This window comes from Porphyrobacter sp. MBR-49 (genome assembly GCF_053628655.1).
In genome coordinates, this window is the sequence record NZ_JBRJGU010000004.1 from 211,906 (window position 1) to 229,923 (window position 18,018).

At 62.5% G+C, this 18,018-nt stretch carries 17 protein-coding genes; 14 read left to right on the forward strand and 3 right to left on the reverse strand.

Features of this window, described 5'->3' with window-relative positions; genetic code table 11:
• The first annotated feature begins 39 nt into the window (after positions 1-39).
• The 10 genes from ACSSV3_RS07305 to ACSSV3_RS07350 all read left to right on the forward strand — a co-directional run bounded on the left by ACSSV3_RS07305 (position 40) and on the right by ACSSV3_RS07350 (position 9,335).
• Positions 40-399 carry a hypothetical protein gene (locus ACSSV3_RS07305; protein WP_354323374.1) on the forward strand — a complete coding sequence of 120 codons (360 nt, stop codon included), beginning with the start codon at positions 40-42 and terminating at the stop codon, positions 397-399.
• 77 nt (positions 400-476) lie between these two features.
• Positions 477-1,682 carry a parallel beta-helix domain-containing protein gene (locus ACSSV3_RS07310; protein ID WP_354323376.1) on the forward strand — a complete coding sequence of 402 codons (1,206 nt, stop codon included), beginning with the start codon at positions 477-479 and terminating at the stop codon, positions 1,680-1,682.
• A gap of 17 nt (positions 1,683-1,699) precedes the next feature.
• On the forward strand, positions 1,700-2,695 hold the full coding sequence (locus ACSSV3_RS07315) for an SO2930 family diheme c-type cytochrome (RefSeq protein ID WP_354323378.1): 996 nt from the start codon (positions 1,700-1,702) through the stop codon (positions 2,693-2,695).
• A complete protein-coding gene (locus ACSSV3_RS07320) occupies positions 2,695-3,678 on the forward strand; it encodes an alpha/beta fold hydrolase (protein ID WP_354323380.1) in 984 nt (327 codons plus the stop codon). The genes ACSSV3_RS07315 and ACSSV3_RS07320 overlap by 1 nt, the downstream gene beginning before the upstream one ends.
• Positions 3,679-3,771: 93 nt before the next feature.
• The gene (locus ACSSV3_RS07325; RefSeq protein ID WP_354323381.1) at positions 3,772-4,476 is read left to right on the forward strand and encodes an aspartate/glutamate racemase family protein; all 705 of its coding nucleotides are present in this window, start codon (positions 3,772-3,774) and stop codon (positions 4,474-4,476) included.
• 287 nt (positions 4,477-4,763) lie between these two features.
• On the forward strand, positions 4,764-5,927 hold the full coding sequence (locus ACSSV3_RS07330; protein ID WP_354323594.1) for a deoxyguanosinetriphosphate triphosphohydrolase: 1,164 nt from the start codon (positions 4,764-4,766) through the stop codon (positions 5,925-5,927).
• Positions 5,920-6,636, forward strand: coding sequence for an NAD(P)H-binding protein (locus tag ACSSV3_RS07335; RefSeq protein ID WP_354323383.1), 717 nt, complete (start codon positions 5,920-5,922; stop codon positions 6,634-6,636). The genes ACSSV3_RS07330 and ACSSV3_RS07335 overlap by 8 nt, the downstream gene beginning before the upstream one ends.
• Complete coding sequence (locus tag ACSSV3_RS07340; RefSeq protein ID WP_354323384.1) at positions 6,633-7,085, forward strand: ABA4-like family protein; 453 nt, start codon at positions 6,633-6,635, stop codon at positions 7,083-7,085. The genes ACSSV3_RS07335 and ACSSV3_RS07340 overlap by 4 nt, the downstream gene beginning before the upstream one ends.
• 82 nt (positions 7,086-7,167) lie before the next feature.
• Entirely contained in the window at positions 7,168-8,730 is a 1,563-nt protein-coding gene (locus ACSSV3_RS07345) for a long-chain-fatty-acid--CoA ligase (RefSeq protein WP_354323386.1), read from the forward strand.
• Positions 8,727-9,335 (forward strand): DUF938 domain-containing protein, encoded by a 609-nt coding sequence (locus tag ACSSV3_RS07350; RefSeq protein WP_354323387.1) that lies wholly within the window; start codon positions 8,727-8,729, stop codon positions 9,333-9,335. The genes ACSSV3_RS07345 and ACSSV3_RS07350 overlap by 4 nt, the downstream gene beginning before the upstream one ends.
• 141 nt (positions 9,336-9,476) lie before the next feature.
• Here ACSSV3_RS07350 and ACSSV3_RS07355 read toward each other — a convergent pair whose 3' ends face one another.
• Positions 9,477-9,608 (reverse strand): entericidin A/B family lipoprotein, encoded by a 132-nt coding sequence (locus ACSSV3_RS07355; protein ID WP_354323389.1) that lies wholly within the window; start codon positions 9,606-9,608, stop codon positions 9,477-9,479.
• Between the two features lie 47 nt (positions 9,609-9,655).
• A complete protein-coding gene (locus ACSSV3_RS07360; protein WP_354323391.1) occupies positions 9,656-10,582 on the reverse strand; it encodes a DMT family transporter in 927 nt (308 codons plus the stop codon).
• Positions 10,583-10,647: 65 nt separating this feature from the next.
• On the opposite strand from ACSSV3_RS07360, the gene ACSSV3_RS07365 reads away from it, so the two are divergent.
• Complete coding sequence (locus ACSSV3_RS07365) at positions 10,648-10,890, forward strand: hypothetical protein (protein ID WP_354323393.1); 243 nt, start codon at positions 10,648-10,650, stop codon at positions 10,888-10,890.
• A gap of 171 nt (positions 10,891-11,061) precedes the next feature.
• On the opposite strand, the gene ACSSV3_RS07370 is transcribed toward ACSSV3_RS07365, so the two are convergent.
• Entirely contained in the window at positions 11,062-12,600 is a 1,539-nt protein-coding gene (locus ACSSV3_RS07370; RefSeq protein ID WP_354323395.1) for a CpaF family protein, read from the reverse strand.
• A 180-nt stretch (positions 12,601-12,780) separates the two neighbouring features.
• Between ACSSV3_RS07370 and ACSSV3_RS07375 the strand changes: the two genes are divergently transcribed.
• The 3 genes from ACSSV3_RS07375 to ACSSV3_RS07385 all read left to right on the forward strand — a co-directional run bounded on the left by ACSSV3_RS07375 (position 12,781) and on the right by ACSSV3_RS07385 (position 18,007).
• On the forward strand, positions 12,781-13,671 hold the full coding sequence (locus ACSSV3_RS07375; protein WP_354323397.1) for a DMT family transporter: 891 nt from the start codon (positions 12,781-12,783) through the stop codon (positions 13,669-13,671).
• 69 nt (positions 13,672-13,740) lie between these two features.
• Positions 13,741-15,576, forward strand: a complete 1,836-nt coding sequence (gene glmS / locus ACSSV3_RS07380) for a glutamine--fructose-6-phosphate transaminase (isomerizing) (protein ID WP_354323399.1) — start codon at positions 13,741-13,743, stop codon at positions 15,574-15,576.
• A gap of 106 nt (positions 15,577-15,682) precedes the next feature.
• Positions 15,683-18,007, forward strand: a complete 2,325-nt coding sequence (locus tag ACSSV3_RS07385; protein WP_354323596.1) for a putative bifunctional diguanylate cyclase/phosphodiesterase — start codon at positions 15,683-15,685, stop codon at positions 18,005-18,007.
• The last annotated feature ends 11 nt before the right edge of the window (positions 18,008-18,018 follow it).

Here is an 18,018-nt window from a genome sequence, read left to right on the forward strand (position 1 = left end):
TGGGAACCGGTTTTCGGCTTCTCGGCGATGCGACAACAAATGAAGGCACAGCCGCTGATGCGCAAGCTGATCATCCTTTTTCTGCTGCTCGCCGTGCTGGCGGGCGGGGCGGTGTATAGCGGCCTAGCCAACCCGCTGATCGAACGGCAGGTTGCGGGCGCATTGGTGCAGGCAGGCGTCAATGAACAGCGCGCCGATTGCATGGCGGGCCGCATGGTTGACCGGCTGAATGTGGTGCAATTGTGGAGGCTGCGACAGGGCATGGCCCCGCAGGAAGGCGAACCAACATCGGGCTACGGCCTCGGCGAGTTGATCAAGCGCGTGCGCCGCACTCAGGATGGCGAAGCGGTCGCCGTGTTGACTACCAGTGCGGGCCTGTGCGCGCTGGGTATCGGCTGACGCTGCAACCCGATTACGCGGCCCTTGCAATTTCCCTTCCGCTTGCGCCACACTGCTGGGCGAAGAGGGAGAACATCATGAAACGTCTGGTCATGGCCGCTGCGCTGCTGGCTTCTGCCGCGCCGCTTGCCGCCGAAATCCACACCATTGCGCCGGGCGAAGGCGCTGCCGAACGCTTGCAGGAGGCGCTGATCCTTGCCGCACCGGGGGACGAAGTCGTGCTCGAAGCGGGCCGGTTCGTGCTGACTGACGGGCTGAGTCTGGATGTTGACGGGGTGACGGTGCGCGGGGCGGGGCCGGCGCTGTCCATTCTCGATTTCACCGCGCAGGCGGGCGCGGGTGAGGGGCTTTTGGTGACGTCCGACAATGTCACCTTGCGCGATTTCGCGGTCGAGAATCCCAAGGGTGATGGGATCAAGTCCAAGGGCGCAGATAATATCGTCTATCATCGCATTCGCGTGACGTGGACCGGTGGGCCGAAGGCGGAAAACGGCGCATACGGCATCTACCCGGTCGAAAGCACCGGGGTGCTGGTGAGCCATTCGGAAGTCTCCGGCGCTTCGGATGCCGGGATTTACGTCGGCCAATCGTCAAAAATCACTGTGCGCAATTCGATTGCGACCGACAATGTCGCCGGTATCGAGATTGAAAACAGCCGCGATGCGATCGTCACCCAGAACTATGTCACGCGCAATACCGGGGGCATTCTGGTGTTCGATCTGCCCGGCCTGCCGGTGATGGGCGGCGGCAATGTGCTGATCACCAACAACTTGGTCGCAGGCAACAACACCCCCAATTTCGCGCCGCCCGGCAATATCGTTGCAGGCGTGCCGCGCGGCACCGGGATCATGGTGATGGCGAACGAGCAGGTGTGGATCGAAGACAACGTGGTGCAGGATAACCCGACCGCGCCGTTCATGGTGGTCGCTTACACGCAAGAGTTTGATGATGCGCGTTACAATCCCTTCGCGCGCGCAGTGGTGATTGCGAATAATGTCGTTGATGCTGGCGCGACCGATCCCGATTTCCCCGGCGGCGCGATGCTGCTCGCCGCGTTTGGCGGCACGCTGCCGCCGATCATGTGGGATGGGTTGCAACAGGATGCCGATACGCCGGCATTGCTGACCATACCGGGCAATCCCGGCTGGTCGCTCAATCTCAGCCGTCAGGGGCAATCTTTGGCTGAGGCGCAGCCCGGCCCGCTCGATGTGCCAGCTTACGGCCAGCCGTGGGCGATGGACGGGATCGGCGCACCGGCTGAACTGGAGGCGCGGCTGAAGTGAGGCGGGGGCTTGCCCTGATGGCTGCCGCTAGCGCTACGCTGGGCGCAGCGCTGACCCACGCCGGGGTGACGCCAGCGGTGGCGGTCAATGATGCGGCCATTCTGGAGGAGGGCTTCGCGCGCACCCTGTCGGAATATGGTTTCTTCGCCGATGGCGCGCAGCAGCTGCCGGGTGCGGGGGTGACGCCCTATGCGCTCAACACCCCCCTATGGTCAGATGGGGCGGAAAAGCTGCGGTTTATCTATCTGCCCGATGGCACACGGATGACTGCGGACGCAGACGGCCTGCTGCAATTCCCGGTGGGCGCGGCGATTATCAAGACCTTTGCCTTTGGCGAGGGGCCGGAACGCCGCTTGATCGAAACCCGCCTGCTGCTCCACCGTGCGGATGGCTGGACGGCGCTGCCCTATCGCTGGAATGCGGAGCAGACCGAGGCCACGCTGGCGCTGGCAGGCGGGCGGATCGATCTGGTGACGCCTGCGGGGGAGGCGATTTCCTATGCCATTCCCAACAAGAACCAGTGCAAGGCCTGCCATTCGAAGGACGGCGTGGTGATCCCGATTGGGCCGAAGGCGCGCAATCTGCCGGCTGAATGGCTGGGTCAGATGGCGAAGCGGGGCGCGCTCGACACGGTGCCTGCGGGTGCTGACAGCCTGCCCGATTGGCGCAATCATGCCACCGGCCCGGCAGCGCCGCTGGCGCGGGCTTACCTCGATGTGAACTGCGCGCATTGCCACCAACCGGGCGGCGGCGCGTCCAATTCAGGGCTTGATCTGCGCTGGGAACAAGATGATCCCCACGCCATCGGCATCATGAAACGCCCGGTCGCCGCCGGGCGCGGGGCAGGGGGGCATGAGTTTTCGATCCTGCCTGGTGCGCCCGACCAATCAATCCTGCTGTACCGCATGGACTCAGCGGAGCCGGGCATCGCCATGCCCGAAATCGGAAAGTCCAGCGTTGACCGCGAAGGCTCGGCGGTGGTGCGGCGTTGGATTTTGGAGATGCAGCAATAATGAAATGGTTTGTTCGCGGGGTTCTGGCGCTCATTGCGCTGCTGGTGATCGCCTTCCTGATTTTCCGCACGCCCGATACCGATGCGGCGGAAATGCGCGCCAAATATGGCGGGGCGCCTTCGCAATTCGTCGATATTGGTGGCGGCGTGACTGTCCACCTGCGCGATGAAGGGCCCAAAGATGCGCCCGCGATTATGCTGCTCCACGGATCGAACGCCGATCTGCACACGTGGGAACCGTGGGTTGCTGCACTGAAATCGCAATACCGGGTGATCCGTTTCGATCAGGTCGGCCACGGGCTGACTGGGCCCGATCCGGCGCATGATTACAGACGCGCGAATTATGTCGCCGATATCCGCGAAGTGGCTGACACGCTGGGGCTGGAACGCTTCATCATCGGCGGCAATTCGATGGGGGGAAAGCACGCGCTGGCCTTTGCGATTGCGCACCCGGATCGTGTTTCCGGGCTGGTGCTGGTCGATGCCAGCGGCGGGCCGATGCCGCAGGATAAGGCCGCCAAAAAGAACAGCGGCGGCGGCAATATCGGCTTCAGAATTGCGCGGATGCCGGGGGTCAATCGGCTGGTCGAACAGATTACCCCGCGCAGTCTGATCGCGCAGAGCCTTGAACAATCCGTCTCGCTCAAATCGATCATCACCGAACCAATGATCGATCGCTACTGGGAACTGCTGCGCTATCCCGGCAATCGCCGCGCGACATTGAAGCGTTTCAGCCAACCGCATGAATCACTGACCGAGGCCGAGATTGCCGGAGTGACTGCGCCGACGCTGATCCTGTGGGGCGAAGATGACCGGCTGATCCCGGTCGCCGCCGGGCAATGGCTGGCCGAGGTGATGCCGACCGCACAGATCACCGTCTATCCGAACATCGGCCACCTGCCGCATGAAGAGGCACCCGCCGCAACGCTTGGCGATCTTTTGCCGTGGCTTGCTGAGCACGCTCCGGTGCCAAACGCGCAATAATCGCGCACCGGCTTTGTTGCGCACTGGACGCGCGCAACGCTTGCGCTTTACACCGTCTCGCACTTGCACACAGAATCGAAGGAAAAGCCGGCTTTGCGCAAACTCGGGATCATTGGCGGCATGAGCTGGGTGTCGACCGCGACATATTACGATCACATCAATCGCATTGTGCAACGCCGCGCTGCGCCGATGGCCTCTGCTCCGCTGCTGATCGAAAGCCTCGATTTCTGCCAGCTTTACGCCTTGCGCGAAGAACGCGACTGGCAGCGTGCGGCCAGCGTGCTGATCGACAGCGCGCGGCGGCTCGAAGGCGCGGGGGCGCAGGCGCTGATCATCGGCGCCAATTCGATGCACCGGCTGTATGATGATGTTGCCGCTTCGGTGGACATCCCGATCCTGCACATTGCCGAATATGTCGGGCTGGCGATGAAACGGGCGGGCAAGACCAACGCAGCGCTTCTGGGCACGCGCAACGTGATGACCGAAAGCTTCTATCGCAAGCGGCTGGTTGCCCACGGCATCAACCTTTTGCCGCCCAACATGAAATATGTCGAAGCGCTCGACCGGATCATCTATGATGAATTGATGGTCGGAAAAGTGACGCGAGAGGCCCAGCGCACATTGAAAACCATCATCACCAACAAGGCGCAGGAAGGCGCAGGGGCGATTGTGCTGGCCTGCACCGAGCTTGATCTGGTGGTTGATATTGATGCGAATGTGCTGCCGGTGTTCGACAGCACCCGCATCCATTGCGAGGCGGCGGCCAACTGGATTCTTGAACAGGAAGCGGGGCAATAATCTGTGCTGGTCGCGCTTAGCGAATAATTCACCCATTTGTCGGGTTGCAACGGTTTAACTGGTCGGCTACGCGCTTGCACGGATTTTGTCGCGGAAACGCAACTGGCATTTTCCGGGTCTTTCGGGTCGCACCGACAGGCCCTTGGGGCCACCCTCCTTCCCCCCCAACCACCGGAGGGTGGCCCCATAATCCGCGATGTCGGCGCGGCCATTTGCACCTTTGTGGCAGGTTCCCTTCCTGTTCCGGTTGAGAAGCGGGGCTGGCTGGCCTATTCGACAAAGCCGTGATGTCCCGCGCCCCCTATGCTGCTGATCCTGATGCCCATGGCGGGCGTGAATGGCGCGGCGGCGCGGCGGGCGAACAGCGCGGCCCGCGCAGCCAATTCCAGCGCGACCGTGATCGCATCATCCATTCGATGAGCTTTCGCCGCCTCAAATCCAAGACGCAGGTGTTCATCGCCCCCGATGGCGATCATTACCGCACCCGCCTGACCCACAGTCTTGAAGTCGCGCAGATTGGCCGGGTAATTGCCCGCGCGCTGGGGCTGGACGAGGATCTGACCGAGGCCCTGTGCCTGGCGCATGATGTGGGGCACCCGCCGTTCGGCCATGCAGGCGAAGCCGCCTTGTCCGAGGCGATGGAGCGGTACGGGGGGTTCTGCCACAATGCGCAGACGCTGCGCACGGTAATGCGGATCGAATCTCCCTATCCCCAACATGACGGGCTGAACCTGACGTGGGATCTGCTCGAAGGGCTGGCCAAGCATAACGGCCCTGTAACAGCCCCGAACTGGGCGCTGGCTGAACTGGATGCAGCTTTTCCGTTGATGCTTGGCACCTGGCCATCACTGGAAGCGCAGGTCGCAGCGGTGGCGGACGATATCGCCTATGATAATCACGATATCGATGATGGGCTGCGCGCGGGATTTTTGGCGCTGGATGATCTGCTGACGCTCGATTTCCTCGCAGACCAATGGCGGGTGGTCGAAAAACGCTTTCCCCACGCCCCGAAAGACCGTCTGCTGCGCGAGATGATCCGCGATCAGATCGGCTTGATGGTAAAGGACGTGATCGAGCATACCCGCGCGCAGGTGCATGGCATCGGATCGGTTGCCGAAGTGCGCAATGCCGGGCGGCAGCTGGCCGGGTTCTCGCCCGAAATGACGTCACGCGAACGGCGGCTTAAGACGTTCATGTATGACCGGCTGTATTTTCACCCCGAACAGATTGCTGCGGCAGAACGCGCGCGCGATGTCGTCGCCCGGCTGTTCGCCGCCTATTCGCAGGATGCGAAGTTGATGCCGTCTGATTGGCATGAACGCCTGCCCGCACACGAACCCCAACGCAGCCGGATGATCGCCGATTTCATCGCCGGGATGAGCGACCGGTTCGCGATGCAGGCCTGCGCCGCGATTTATGGCGCACAGCCGGCCGGGCTTATCAATGTCTGAGGCGCGCAGCCCGGTGCGGATTGCGCTGGTGGGGGCGACGGGCCTTGTCGGACGCCATGTGATCGACGTTGCCAGCGCCGGGGATGAAGCGCGGATTGTCGGCATTGCCCGGCGCGAGGCTCCGCTGCCGTCGGGCGCGCGGATGGAAATGTTCGTTGCGCAGCCAGCCAAGTGGGGCGAGGTATTAGAGGCGGTGCGCCCGCGGGCGTTGATCTGCGCGCTGGGCACCACCTGGAAAAAGGCCGGGCGCGACGAAGCGGCGTTTCGCAGCGTGGATCATGATCTGGTGCTGGCGACGGCTGAGGCCGCCAAGCGTGCGGGCGTGCCCAACATGGTGCTGGTGAGCGCGGCGGGGGCCGATGCGCGCGGCAAGAGCGTCTATTTCCGGGTCAAGGGCGAAACCGAGAATGCGGTATCGCGGATCGGCTTCAAACGGCTGGATATTCTGCGCCCGGGGCTGCTGCGCGGTGAGCGCAGTAATGACCGGCGTGTCGGCGAAAGGCTCGGCATCCTTGCCGCGCCGCTGATCGATCCGCTGCTGTCAGGATCGTGGGAACGGTTCCGGTCGATTGACGCCGCATTGGTGGCAGAGGCCGCGTTGGGCCTCGCCATGCGCCGGGCAGGCGGGCGCTTTACCCATGATAATGACGCGATCCGCCGCGCCGCACGCGAATGGCGGCGGATAGGCGAAATGGAGTCAGCAGCATGATCGACTGGGGCCTTGTTTTCAACGCGGTGAACATCATCGCGGCGGTGGGTTGGGCCGCGCTGATCCTGCTGCCGCGCTGGCCTGCGCTGTTGTCGGCGGCGCTGTATCTGGGGGTGGGGCTGCTGTGCCTGATCTATGCCACCGGACTGATCGGGGTGTTGACCGGGGTGATCCCCAATCCCGATGGCGGCGGCGCGGATTTCACCACCATTGCCGGGGTGCGCGCGATTTTTGCAAGCGATGCCGGGGTTGTGATCGGCTGGACGCATTACCTCGCGTTTGATCTGTTCGTGGGGGTTTGGATCGTGCGCGATGCCGATGCCAAGGGCCTGTCGCGCTGGGTGCAGGCCCCGATCCTGCTGGCGACCTTTATCGCCGGGCCGCTGGGTCTGCTGGTCTGGTTGCTGGTGCGAGAACCGGCGGCGCGCCGTCAGGGGCGGTTCCGTTAGGGCCAGACCCAATCGCTGCTGGACCGCTTCACCCAACTTCGCCTAACCTTTGCCCAAACAGCTTTTGGGAGAGAGCACGATTATGGCGAACAACGCTTATCACGATCATTCGACCTTTGATGCGATCCTGAACTTCTGGGCGAAGGAGCGTCCCGATGGGACTGCTTTCGATCAGGACGGGCGGATAACTTCATATGCCGAGGCTGACCGGTTGACACGGCAGTTGATCGCGCTGTTGCAATCGCGCGATATTGCCAAGGGTGACCGGATCGCGTGGCTGGGCAAGAACCGCGATACCTATTTCCTGCTCTATATCGCGGCGGCGCGGATGGGGGCGGTGATGGTGCCGATCGGCTGGCGGCTGGCCCCTCGTGAAATCGCCTATATCCTGTCGGATACCGAGGCCAAGCTGCTGTTTGCCGATGCCGAATTTGTGGACGCGGCCCATGCCGCCGCCGCCGATGTTTCGGCCAATCCCGAAGTGATCGAGGGTGAAGCGGCGCGTTTGGCGGCGAGCGGGTTTGAACCGGCGGATTACACTCCGCCAGCGCCGAATGATCCGGTGTTGCAGCTTTATACTTCGGGAACGACCGGCAATCCCAAGGGAGCAATGCTGTCAAACGCCAACCTGCTGGGCCTGCGCAATCCAGCGCTGGCTGCCGGTTTGGAATGGCAATTTTACGAACCGACCGACTGTATGCTGGTCGCCATGCCATGCGCGCATATTGGCGGGACGGGGCTGGTCAACATCGCTGTCGCCAACGGGGTGCGCAGTCTGGTGCAGGCGGAATTCACCCCGGTCGGCGTGCTCGATGCGATCGAAGCAGGGGCGACCCACATGTTCATCGTGCCGGCAGCCTTGCAGATGGTGGTGCAGCACCCGCGCGCAGCCACCACCGATTTCAGCGGCTTCAAATATCTGATGTATGGCGCTGCGCCGATGCCGCTGGAATTGCTGAAGGAAGCGGTGGGTACCATGCCCACCACCCGGTTCCTGCAAGCTTACGGCATGACCGAAACCAGCGGCACGATTTCGATCCTGCCGCCCGATGATCACAGCCTTGAAGGCAACCAGCGGATGCGTTCTGCGGGCAAGGCCTGTCCCGGAGTGGAGATTGAAGTGCGCGGGCCTGACAATGCCGAAGTCCCGCGCGGCGAGATTGGCGAGGTTTGCGTTCGCTCACCTTCAAACACCGCCGGATACTGGAACCTGCCCGAAGCCACCGCCAAAACCATCGACCCCGATGGCTGGCTCCACACCGGCGATGCGGCGGTGATGGACGATGATGGCTATGTCTATATTCAGGACCGCATCAAGGACATGATCATCTCCGGCGGTGAAAACGTCTACCCCGCCGAGGTTGAAAGCGCGATCTACGGCCACCCCGCCATTGCCGAGGTCGCGGTGATCGGCGTGCCGAGCGCGCGCTGGGGTGAGGAGGTCAAGGCCTGCGTCGTCGCCAAGCCGGGGCATGAAATTGACGCAGCCGACGTGATCGCCTGGGCGCGTGAACGTATCGCGGCGTTCAAGGCGCCCAAAAGCGTCGACGTGATCCCGTTGATGCCGCGCAACGCCAGCGGCAAGATCCTGCGGCGCGAACTGCGCGCACCCTATTGGGAAGGGCAGGAGCGGCAGGTTTCGTGAGTGTGAAACAGCACGCCCCCGCAGCCCTGCGCAACCGCGAACCGATTGCCAAGGTGCTGGCGCAGGAGCTGCCTGCGCCGGGCACGGTGCTGGAAATCGCCAGCGGCACGGGCGAACACGCGGTGTTCTTTGCCGAACGCTTCCCCGCGCTGCATTGGCAGCCGACTGACCCATCGGCAGCGGCGCTGGCGTCGATCGCGGCCTATCGTGCAGACTACGCGGGGGATAATCTCGCAGCGCCGATCATGCTGGATGCGGCGGCTCCCGCAACCTGGCCGGTCAGCGCCGCAGACGCCCTTGTGTGCATCAACATGGTCCACATCAGCGTGTGGGAAGCGACAATCGGATTGTTCAGCGGCGGCGCGCAAGTGCTTGGGCCCGAGGCTCCCGTAATCCTCTATGGGCCGTATTTGGAAGACGCGGTGGAGACAGCGGCATCCAATCTGGCCTTCGATCAATCGCTAAAAGCGCGAAACCCGGCATGGGGGCTGCGCAATATCGCAGATGTTGATCGGGTGGCTGCGGAACACGGATTTGCCAGATCAAACCGCCGCGCCATGCCGGCCAATAACCTCACACTGGTTTACCGGAAAAAACCGGCATAGCGCCTGTTGGCTTCGATTGCCGGGTGGGGCAGGCAAGTCCGGAGTGGCGATGAACGCGGATTGGCAGGCAATCCACCCCTCCACGCCACGCGAACCCTTGCCTCGGGAGCCTGAAAGCCGACCTTCGCGACAATATCGCGTTTAATCGATCGCGCGTTCGCCCGCGCGGCCGACCGACTGGATATCCTCACCTGCGCCCTTCACCGTGTTGCAGGCACTGGCGGTCAGCGTGATGGCGGCGAGTGCGGCGGCGATGATGGTCTTGCGAATCATGTTTCGGTTTCCTTCTGTTTCGCGCTATAGCGCACAAAGATTATTACTTATTCCTGACTCGCCGCAGATGCGACACGCCTTGCCTTGGCAAGCTGACGTTCGCGCCACGCGATCAGCAGCCCCGCCCCGATAATCAACGGCGCGCCCAGCCACAGACTGGCGGGCGCGGCGCGGTCAAACACGGTATAGCCGTAAAAACTCGCCCATAGTAGCGCGGTATAATCCATCAGCAGAATAACCGCCGCCGATCCGAACCGCAACGAGGTGGTCAGCAGGATCTGCGCCAACACCCCCATCAACGCCATCGCCAGAATTATCCCCCAGGTTGCCGCATCGTGCGGGCCGATCACGAACGGCAGGCCAATTGCCGCGACCGGGATGCTGAGTGTGGCGAACCAGAATACGATGCTCCACGGGTTTTCGGTTTTGTTGAGATCCTGAATCTGGAAACTGATGAGTGACACCATCAATGGCGCCATCAGGCCAACGGCGATTCCGGCAAGCGTCACCCCCTCAGCCAATCCGCCGCCGCCCGGCTGCATCGCCACGATGACCCCGACAAACCCCATTGCCACCGCTGCCCAGCGGTAGCGGCCGATCTTTTCGCGGAACAATACCATCGCAATCAGCACGGCAAACACCGGCGCGGTAAAGCTGAGCGTGGTCGCCTCGGCCAGTGGCAGCAGCAGCACCGCGCCATAGGTAAAGATCATCCCGAACAATCCGGTGGCCGATCGCGCTGTGTGGGCGCGCAAACGGTCCGTCTTCAGTAGCGCCAGGCGGCCCGCCAGCGTCAGCCCTGCGCCCAGCAGCACTGCGGCGAGCACCTGCCGCCAGAATATCAGCTCGATCAGATGCACGCCGCGCTCTCCGGCGAGCTTCACCAGCATCGCCATCGTCGCCAGCGCAGCCGCTGCGAGCAGCCGGATTCCAAGCGCCAGCAGCGGGCGGGGGCGAGCGATCGAGCCATCCATCGCCTCCGCGCTTGGCCGAGCCGCAGGGATTGCGCAAGCGCGCCCGCGCCCCATATGCGTGAGCCATGAATATAATCGCCCAATTCGAGCTGCTGAGCGATGCTGGACAGCTCGCCATTATCGGCGGGTTGTTCTGGGTGTTTGCAGGCTTTGCTGCGGTGATGGAGCGGCGGCGGAGCAAGCGCCGTGATGTGGGGCGTCTGGAACAGGTCGGCTGGGTACCGTGGACGGGATTGTTCGTCGGAGCGGCGATGATCGGCGGCGGGTGCCTTGCGATGAGCCTGCCGGTGGTGATCGGGCGTCTTTGATTTTCGCACGCCCCTCCGGGCGCGCGATATCCTCGCTTATGCGACCTGAAGGTCGCAACGCTGCCGACGGCCGGTTGGGCTGCCCCGCCTGCCTTAAAGGCAGGCCTCCAAAACGAACCCGCAGGGTTCGCAAGGCCGAACGATCCGGGCCGGACGGCCCGGATCGGCGTGTCAGAGACACGCCTCCAAATAAGCCTGATCGAACCCGAATTGCCGCGCTTTTTCCAAGGTGTAGGGGCGCAGGCCGGACGCACGAAATTCGCCGAGGATCTTCCCGTCATCGGTCTCGTCAAGATATTCGAACTTGAACAATTCCTGCGTCACGATCACGTCGCCTTCCATCCCGATCACTTCGGTGATGTTGGTGGTGCGGCGCGAACCGTCGCGCAGACGCTTGACCTGCACGATCAGATCGACGGATTCGGCGATCTGGCGGCTGATCGCTTCCTTGGGGATCTTGATGTCGCCCATAAGGATCATGTTTTCCATACGGCCAAGGCATTCGCGCGGGCTATTGGCGTGGAGCGTACACATTGAACCGTCGTGACCGGTGTTCATCGCCGCGAGGAGATCGAAACACTCCGCGCCGCGGATTTCGCCGAGGATGATGCGGTCAGGGCGCATACGCAACGCGTTCTTAACAAGGTCGCCAATGGTGATCGCGCCTTGCCCTTCGAGGTTGGGCGGGCGGGTTTCCAGCGGTAGCCAGTGCGGCTGTTGCAGACGAAGTTCGGCCGCATCTTCGATCGTCAGCACGCGCTCGCCCGGATCGATCATCTTCGACAAGGCGTTAAGCATAGTGGTTTTACCCGAACCCGTGCCGCCCGAGATGACCACATTCATCCGGCACGCACCGGCAATTTTCAGCGCGGTGCACATCTTGTCCGACATCGAACCGAAATCGCGCAGCATATCCAGCGTGATCGGCTTTTCGGAAAACTTACGAATCGAGATCGCGGTTCCGCGCAGCGAAAGCGGCGGCACGATAACGTTGACGCGGCTGCCGTCTTTCAGGCGGGCGTCAGCGAGCGGGGTGGTCTGGTCGACGCGGCGGCCGACCTGGTTCACGATCCGCTGGGCGATCTGGAACAGGTGCTGTTCATCACGGAACCGGATCGGGGCGAGCACGAGCTTGCCCTTCTTTTCGATGTAGGTCTGATCCGGGCCGTTGACCATGATATCGGAAATATCCGGATCATTGAGCAATTCTTCGAGCGGGCCGAAACCGAGCAATTCGTCGATCAGCACCTTTTCCAACGCGAATTGTTCGCGCCGGTTCAGTGTGACCTTCAGTTCGGCCAGCACTTCCATGATGATCGGGCGGAATTCTTCGGAGAGTTCCTCCTTGGAAAGCGTCGCCGCTGCTTCCGGGTCGACGCGTTCGAGCAGGCGCGGCAGCACCTGTTCCTTGATCTTGTGGACGCTTGCTTCAAACCCGCCGACTTCGGAATTGCCGTCGTTGACCGAGGTCATGCGCTCGTTCAGGCGGTCCATCGCTTCGGCGGTGGTGGCCGGACGGCTTGGGTTGGGCGACTGGGCGGGCGCGGGGCTGGCACCGCCGCCTTCGCCCGGAATGGGAGGGAATTGCTCGCCGCCGCGCGGCGCCGCACTGGAGCCGCCAGAGCCCTTCATCGGGCGCGCCACACCAAAGGCAGGCCGTCCGCCGGGCGTTACTCCGCCCACATTGCCCTTTTTGCCGAATGCGCTCATTCTCAGCCCCCAAGGCTCGCTAATATTACGTGTCTCTCGCCTCGATCATGCGAAAGCGGCGTCTCGAAGCATGGTGAATAAAACGGAAAGGTTGTTTTTTCCCTAAGGATGCGCGCTTGAGTTTGAACGGTCACGGTGAGCGCTTGCCATTCCGCCGCCGCCGCCGCAAAGGCGCAGCCCATGAATGATAACCAACGCAGCGGGCTGATTTATGCCGTGGCCGGATTCGCGACCCTTTCGGTCGGCGATGCGGTGGTCAAATCGATGGCCGGAGCGTGGCCTGCCTTTGCAGTGGCGGCGCTGCGGTTTACCTTTGGCGCGGTGGGACTATCGCTGTTGCTGCTCCGCACTGAAGGGCCGCGCGCCTTCATCCCGACCCACCCGTGGTTGCAGGCGGCGCGCGGACTTTGCCTGTCGGTCGCCACGGTCAGCTTCTTTTCCGCAATCTATCTGATGCCGCTGGCCGAGGCGATGGCGATCAGCTTTCTCTCGCCGGTTCTGACCCAGCTTTTGGCGGGGGTGTTGCTGCGTGAAACAGTGCATCGCCGCGTGTGGTTTGCGTCACTGGCGGCGTTTGCGGGCGTGGTGATCGTGCTGCGCCCGAACCTGGCTGAACTGGGCGTGGCGGCGCTGTTGCCATTGAATTCGGCGCTGTTTTTCGCGCTTTTGATGATCGCCAATCGGGCCAGCGCAGGGCAGGGCAGTGCATTGTCGATGCAGGTGTTTGTGGCAGGCGTATGCGCGCCGATCCTGATAATCGGGGCGGCGGCGGCCAAGTTTTCGGGCGTTCCGGCGTTCGATTTTGGCTGGCCGACATGGGATATCGTGCTGCGCTGCGCGTTTGTTGCCGTCACGGCCAGCACCGCGCACTGGCTTGCCTATATCGGCGCATCAAGGGCGGGCGCAGCGGCGATTGCACCGGCGATCTATGTCCAGATTCTGGTGGCAATTACGCTTGGGTGGTGGTGGTTTGGCGACCGGCCCGACCTTGCGACACTGAGCGGGGCGGCGCTGATCGTCGGTTCGGGGTTATATTTGTGGCAAGCCGGAAAATCGCCTCGGGGCGCATGATCAGCGGACTTGCTGTTAAAGCACGAGCGGTTAGAGCGTAACGCAGCAAATATCGGGGACTTTCAGGCAATGTGCGGCATTATCGGGATCGTGGGAAAGGCAGCCGTTGCTGACCGGCTGGTTGATGGCCTCAAGCGGATGGAATATCGCGGCTATGACAGCGCGGGGATCTGCACGCTGCACGATGGCGCGCTGGTGCGCCGCCGTGCGGAAGGGCGGCTGGCCAATCTGGTCACGGTGCTGGCAGGCGATCCTGCGCCCGGCAATGTCGGCATTGCCCACACCCGCTGGGCTACCCACGGCGCGCCCAATGCCACCAACGCCCACCCGCACGCCACCGGCGAAGTCGCGATCGTCCACAATGGCATCATCGAAAATTTCAAGGAGCTGCGCGCCGAACTCGCGGCCAATGGCCGGGTGTTCGAAAGCGAGACCGATAGCGAGGTGGTCGCTCACCTAATTTCTGCCGAGATTGAGCGCGGGGCCGATCCGCAAGAGGCGGTGCGCGAAGTGTTGCCGCGCCTGCGCGGCGCGTTTGCGCTGGCGATTGCGTTCCGTTCGCATCCCGATCTGCTGATCGGCGCGCGGCTCGGTTCGCCGCTGGTGCTGGGCTATGGCCCCGAAGGCGCGGAAGCGGAGATGTATCTCGGCTCGGACGCGCTGGCGCTAGCCCCGCTAACCCAGCGCATCACCTATCTTGAAGAAGGCGACTGGGTGGTGCTGCGGCGTGAGGCTGCGCAAATCTACGATCTGGAGAACAATCCCGTCACCCGCGAAATCCGCGCATCGGGCGCATCGGCGGCGGCGGTGGAGAAGGGCAATTACCGCCACTTCATGCAGAAAGAGATTTACGAGCAGCCCACGGTGGTGGCGCAAACGCTCGCTTCCTATCTGCGCCGTTCGGACAATTCAGTGGCGCTGCCGCAGATCGATTTCGACCTGTCGAGCATCCGCCGCCTCACCATCGTTGCTTGCGGCACATCGTTTTACGCCGGGATGGTGGCGAAATACTGGTTCGAACAATTCGCCCGCGTGCCGGTCGATATCGATGTGGCGAGCGAGTTCCGCTATCGCCAGCCGGTGTTGGAGGAAGGCGGCCTCGCGCTGTTTATCTCGCAGAGCGGGGAAACCGCCGACACGCTTGCCGCGCTGCGTCATTGCAAGGCTGCCGGGCAGACCATCGCGGTGGTGGTCAACGTGCCGACCAGCACCATGGCGCGCGAGGCTGATCTGCTGTTGCCGACCCATGCCGGGCCGGAAATCGGGGTGGCTTCGACCAAGGCGTTTACCTGTCAGCTTGCCGTGCTGGCCGCGCTGGCGGCGCATATGGCGGTGAGGAAGGGGCGCTTGTCCCGCGACGAAGAAGCCGAGATCGTTCGCCACCTGCTTGAAGCCCCCGCTGCGCTCAACGCCGCGCTCGATCATGATGATGACATTGCATCAATGGCGCACCTGATCGCTCCGGCGCGGGACGTGCTCTATCTGGGGCGCGGGCAGGATTATCCACTGGCGCTGGAAGGCGCGCTGAAATTGAAGGAAATCAGCTATATCCACGCTGAAGGTTATGCCGCAGGCGAGATGAAGCATGGGCCGATCGCGCTGATCGACGATGCCGTGCCGGTGGTGGTGATCGCGCCATCGGGCCCGCTGTTCGAAAAGACCGTGTCGAACATGGAAGAAGTGCGCGCGCGCGGCGGGCAGGTGGTGCTGATTTCCGACGCGCAAGGCCTTGAAGCGGCGGGTGAGGGCTGCATCGCGACCATCGAAATGCCGGTGGTCCACCCGCTGATCGCGCCGCTGGTCTATGCCATTCCGGTGCAATTGCTGGCTTATCACGTCGCCGTGGTCAAAGGCACCGATGTCGATCAGCCGCGCAACCTCGCCAAATCGGTGACGGTCGAGTAAACGTCGCCCTCACCTTAATCATTAAGTTCCATCAGGCTTTACCGCACTCTAACCTTTGATGGTTATGGGCGGGGCTGTGATCGAACCTTCCCCATCTTCTGCCCCGATGCATCCGGCGCAAATGCCGATTTCGACCGTGCTCGGCCTGTCGGACAAGGGCGATGTGGATTGGGCGCGTCTGCGCGGTCTGCAATATTCGGCGCTGGCAAAGCTGGCCTTCTACCGGATCATTGCCCAAGGGGTGCTCGCCCTGTTCGTGTTCCAGATTTATGGGCGATCGGTTGGTGCGCTGAGCCTGTGCATCTGGATGATGATGCTCGCGGCGGTTCATTTCCGTGGATACAAGATCGATCTGACACTGGTCGACACCCAAAAGCGGCGGATTACCCGCTCCGAATTGTCGCGTCAGGCGACCACGCCGATCATGTCGGGTTTGCTCTGGGCGGTCGCTATGGTGGTCTTTCCGTTCTTCGGTTCCGAAGGCGACCGGATGGCGATGCTGATGGTGATCGCATTGATGATGGCGGTATCGGTGTTTTTCTACACCGCCGCGCCGATTGGTATCGTTGGCTTTATCGCGATTGTCGGCTTGGGGGCGGTGCTCCACCTCGGGATGGCCGGATACTGGCTGGCGATGGTGGCGGTGCTGTTGTTCACGGTGGCGGCAATCCTTGGCACCGTAGAGGTGGGCCGGACCTACCTTACCGCGCGCGTGGCCGAGGCGATGGTGGCTGAAAAGGAAGAAGTCGTTTCGCTGCTGCTGCGCGAGTTCGAAGAGAACGAGGCTGACTGGCTGTGGGAAATCGACCCCGCCAGGCGTCTGCGCTCGGTCAGTCCGCGCTTCGCCTTTGCCTTGGGTCGGCCGCAGGCTGATATCGAAGGGCGACCGTTGCTGGAAATGATCGCGGGCAACAAGTGGCAAAGCGGCCAGTTTCCTGCCAGCCTGCACGATCTTGCCGAACACCTGAAGAATCGCCAATATTTCTCGAATCTTATCGTTCAGGTTTCGATTATGGGCGAAGAGCGGTGGTGGGAACTTTCCGGCACGCCGATGCGTAACGAACATGGCCACTTCACCGGCTTTCGCGGGGTTGGCTCTGATGTGACCGAGCAGCGCAATTCGTCCGAGAAGATCGCCTATCTTGCGCGCTATGACACGCTGACGCAGCTCCCTAACCGCTTGCAACTGACCGAGGCGTTGGCCGAGGCACTGCGTTATTCCGATCAGTGGCGTTCGCGCTGCGCGCTACTGATGATCGACCTTGACCGGTTCAAGGCAGTCAATGATTCACTTGGCCACCTCATTGGCGACAAACTGCTGGCTCAGGTGTCCGCGCGGCTGCAATCGCTGATGAGCGAAAACGAGATGTGCGGGCGGCTGGGCGGTGATGAATTCGCAGTGGTGGTGCGCGATATCGCGGCTTCCGGCAATGCGCGCGACCTTGCCCGCCGTGTGATCGACAGGCTTAGCGAACCCTACCAGGTTGACCATCACACGCTTTATATTGGCGCCAGCATCGGTTCGGCTGAAGGGCCGCGCGATGGCCGCAGCGTCGAAGACCTGATGCGTAATGCTGACCTTGCGCTTTATCGTGCAAAGGACGTGGGTGGCGGTGAGCATTGCGGCTTCGAACCGATATTCCATGCGTCTGCGGAGGAACGCCGCCAATTGGAGGCTTCGCTGCGCGGCGCACTGGGCGGCAACGAACTGGAACTGCATTATCAACCCGTCGTCGACGCCCGCAGCGAAGGCATTGTGAGTTTCGAGGCGTTGGTGCGTTGGAACAGCGCCGATCACGGATTTGTCAGCCCAGGAAAATTTATCCCGCTGGCCGAAGACACCCGCCTGATCCTGCCGATCGGCAAATGGGTGATGCGCAAGGCCTGCGAAGAGGCGCGCAGCTGGCCCGATCATATCAAGGTCAATGTCAACGTTTCGCCTGAGCAGTTGCTGGAGCCCGGTTTCCACGCCGAGGTGGTCGAGGCGCTGGCGGCGAGCGGTCTCAGGCCCGAGCGGCTCGAGGTTGAAGTGACCGAGAGCATTTTCCTGCGCGATGCCAGCGTTGCGCGTAATGCGCTTGAACAGGTGATGGCGCTGGGCTGTTCGGTGGCGCTCGACGATTTCGGGACTGGCTATTCCTCGCTCGGCTACCTGCGCAAGTTGCGGTTTTCGACGATCAAGGTTGACCGGACATTTGTTCAAGGTGCAGCGCAGGGAAGCGCCGAAAGTCTGGCGATCATCAACGCCGTGGTGGCCATGGCGCGGAGCCTTGACATGACGACCACTGCCGAAGGGGTGGAGACTGCCGAAGAAGCGGAATTGATCCGCAACCTTGGTTGCGACAAGATTCAGGGATATTACTTCGGACGTCCCATGGCAGCCAATGACGCGCGCAAGTTGTTCGACCTCGCCCGCGCCGAACGCGCCTGAAACCGGCCCGC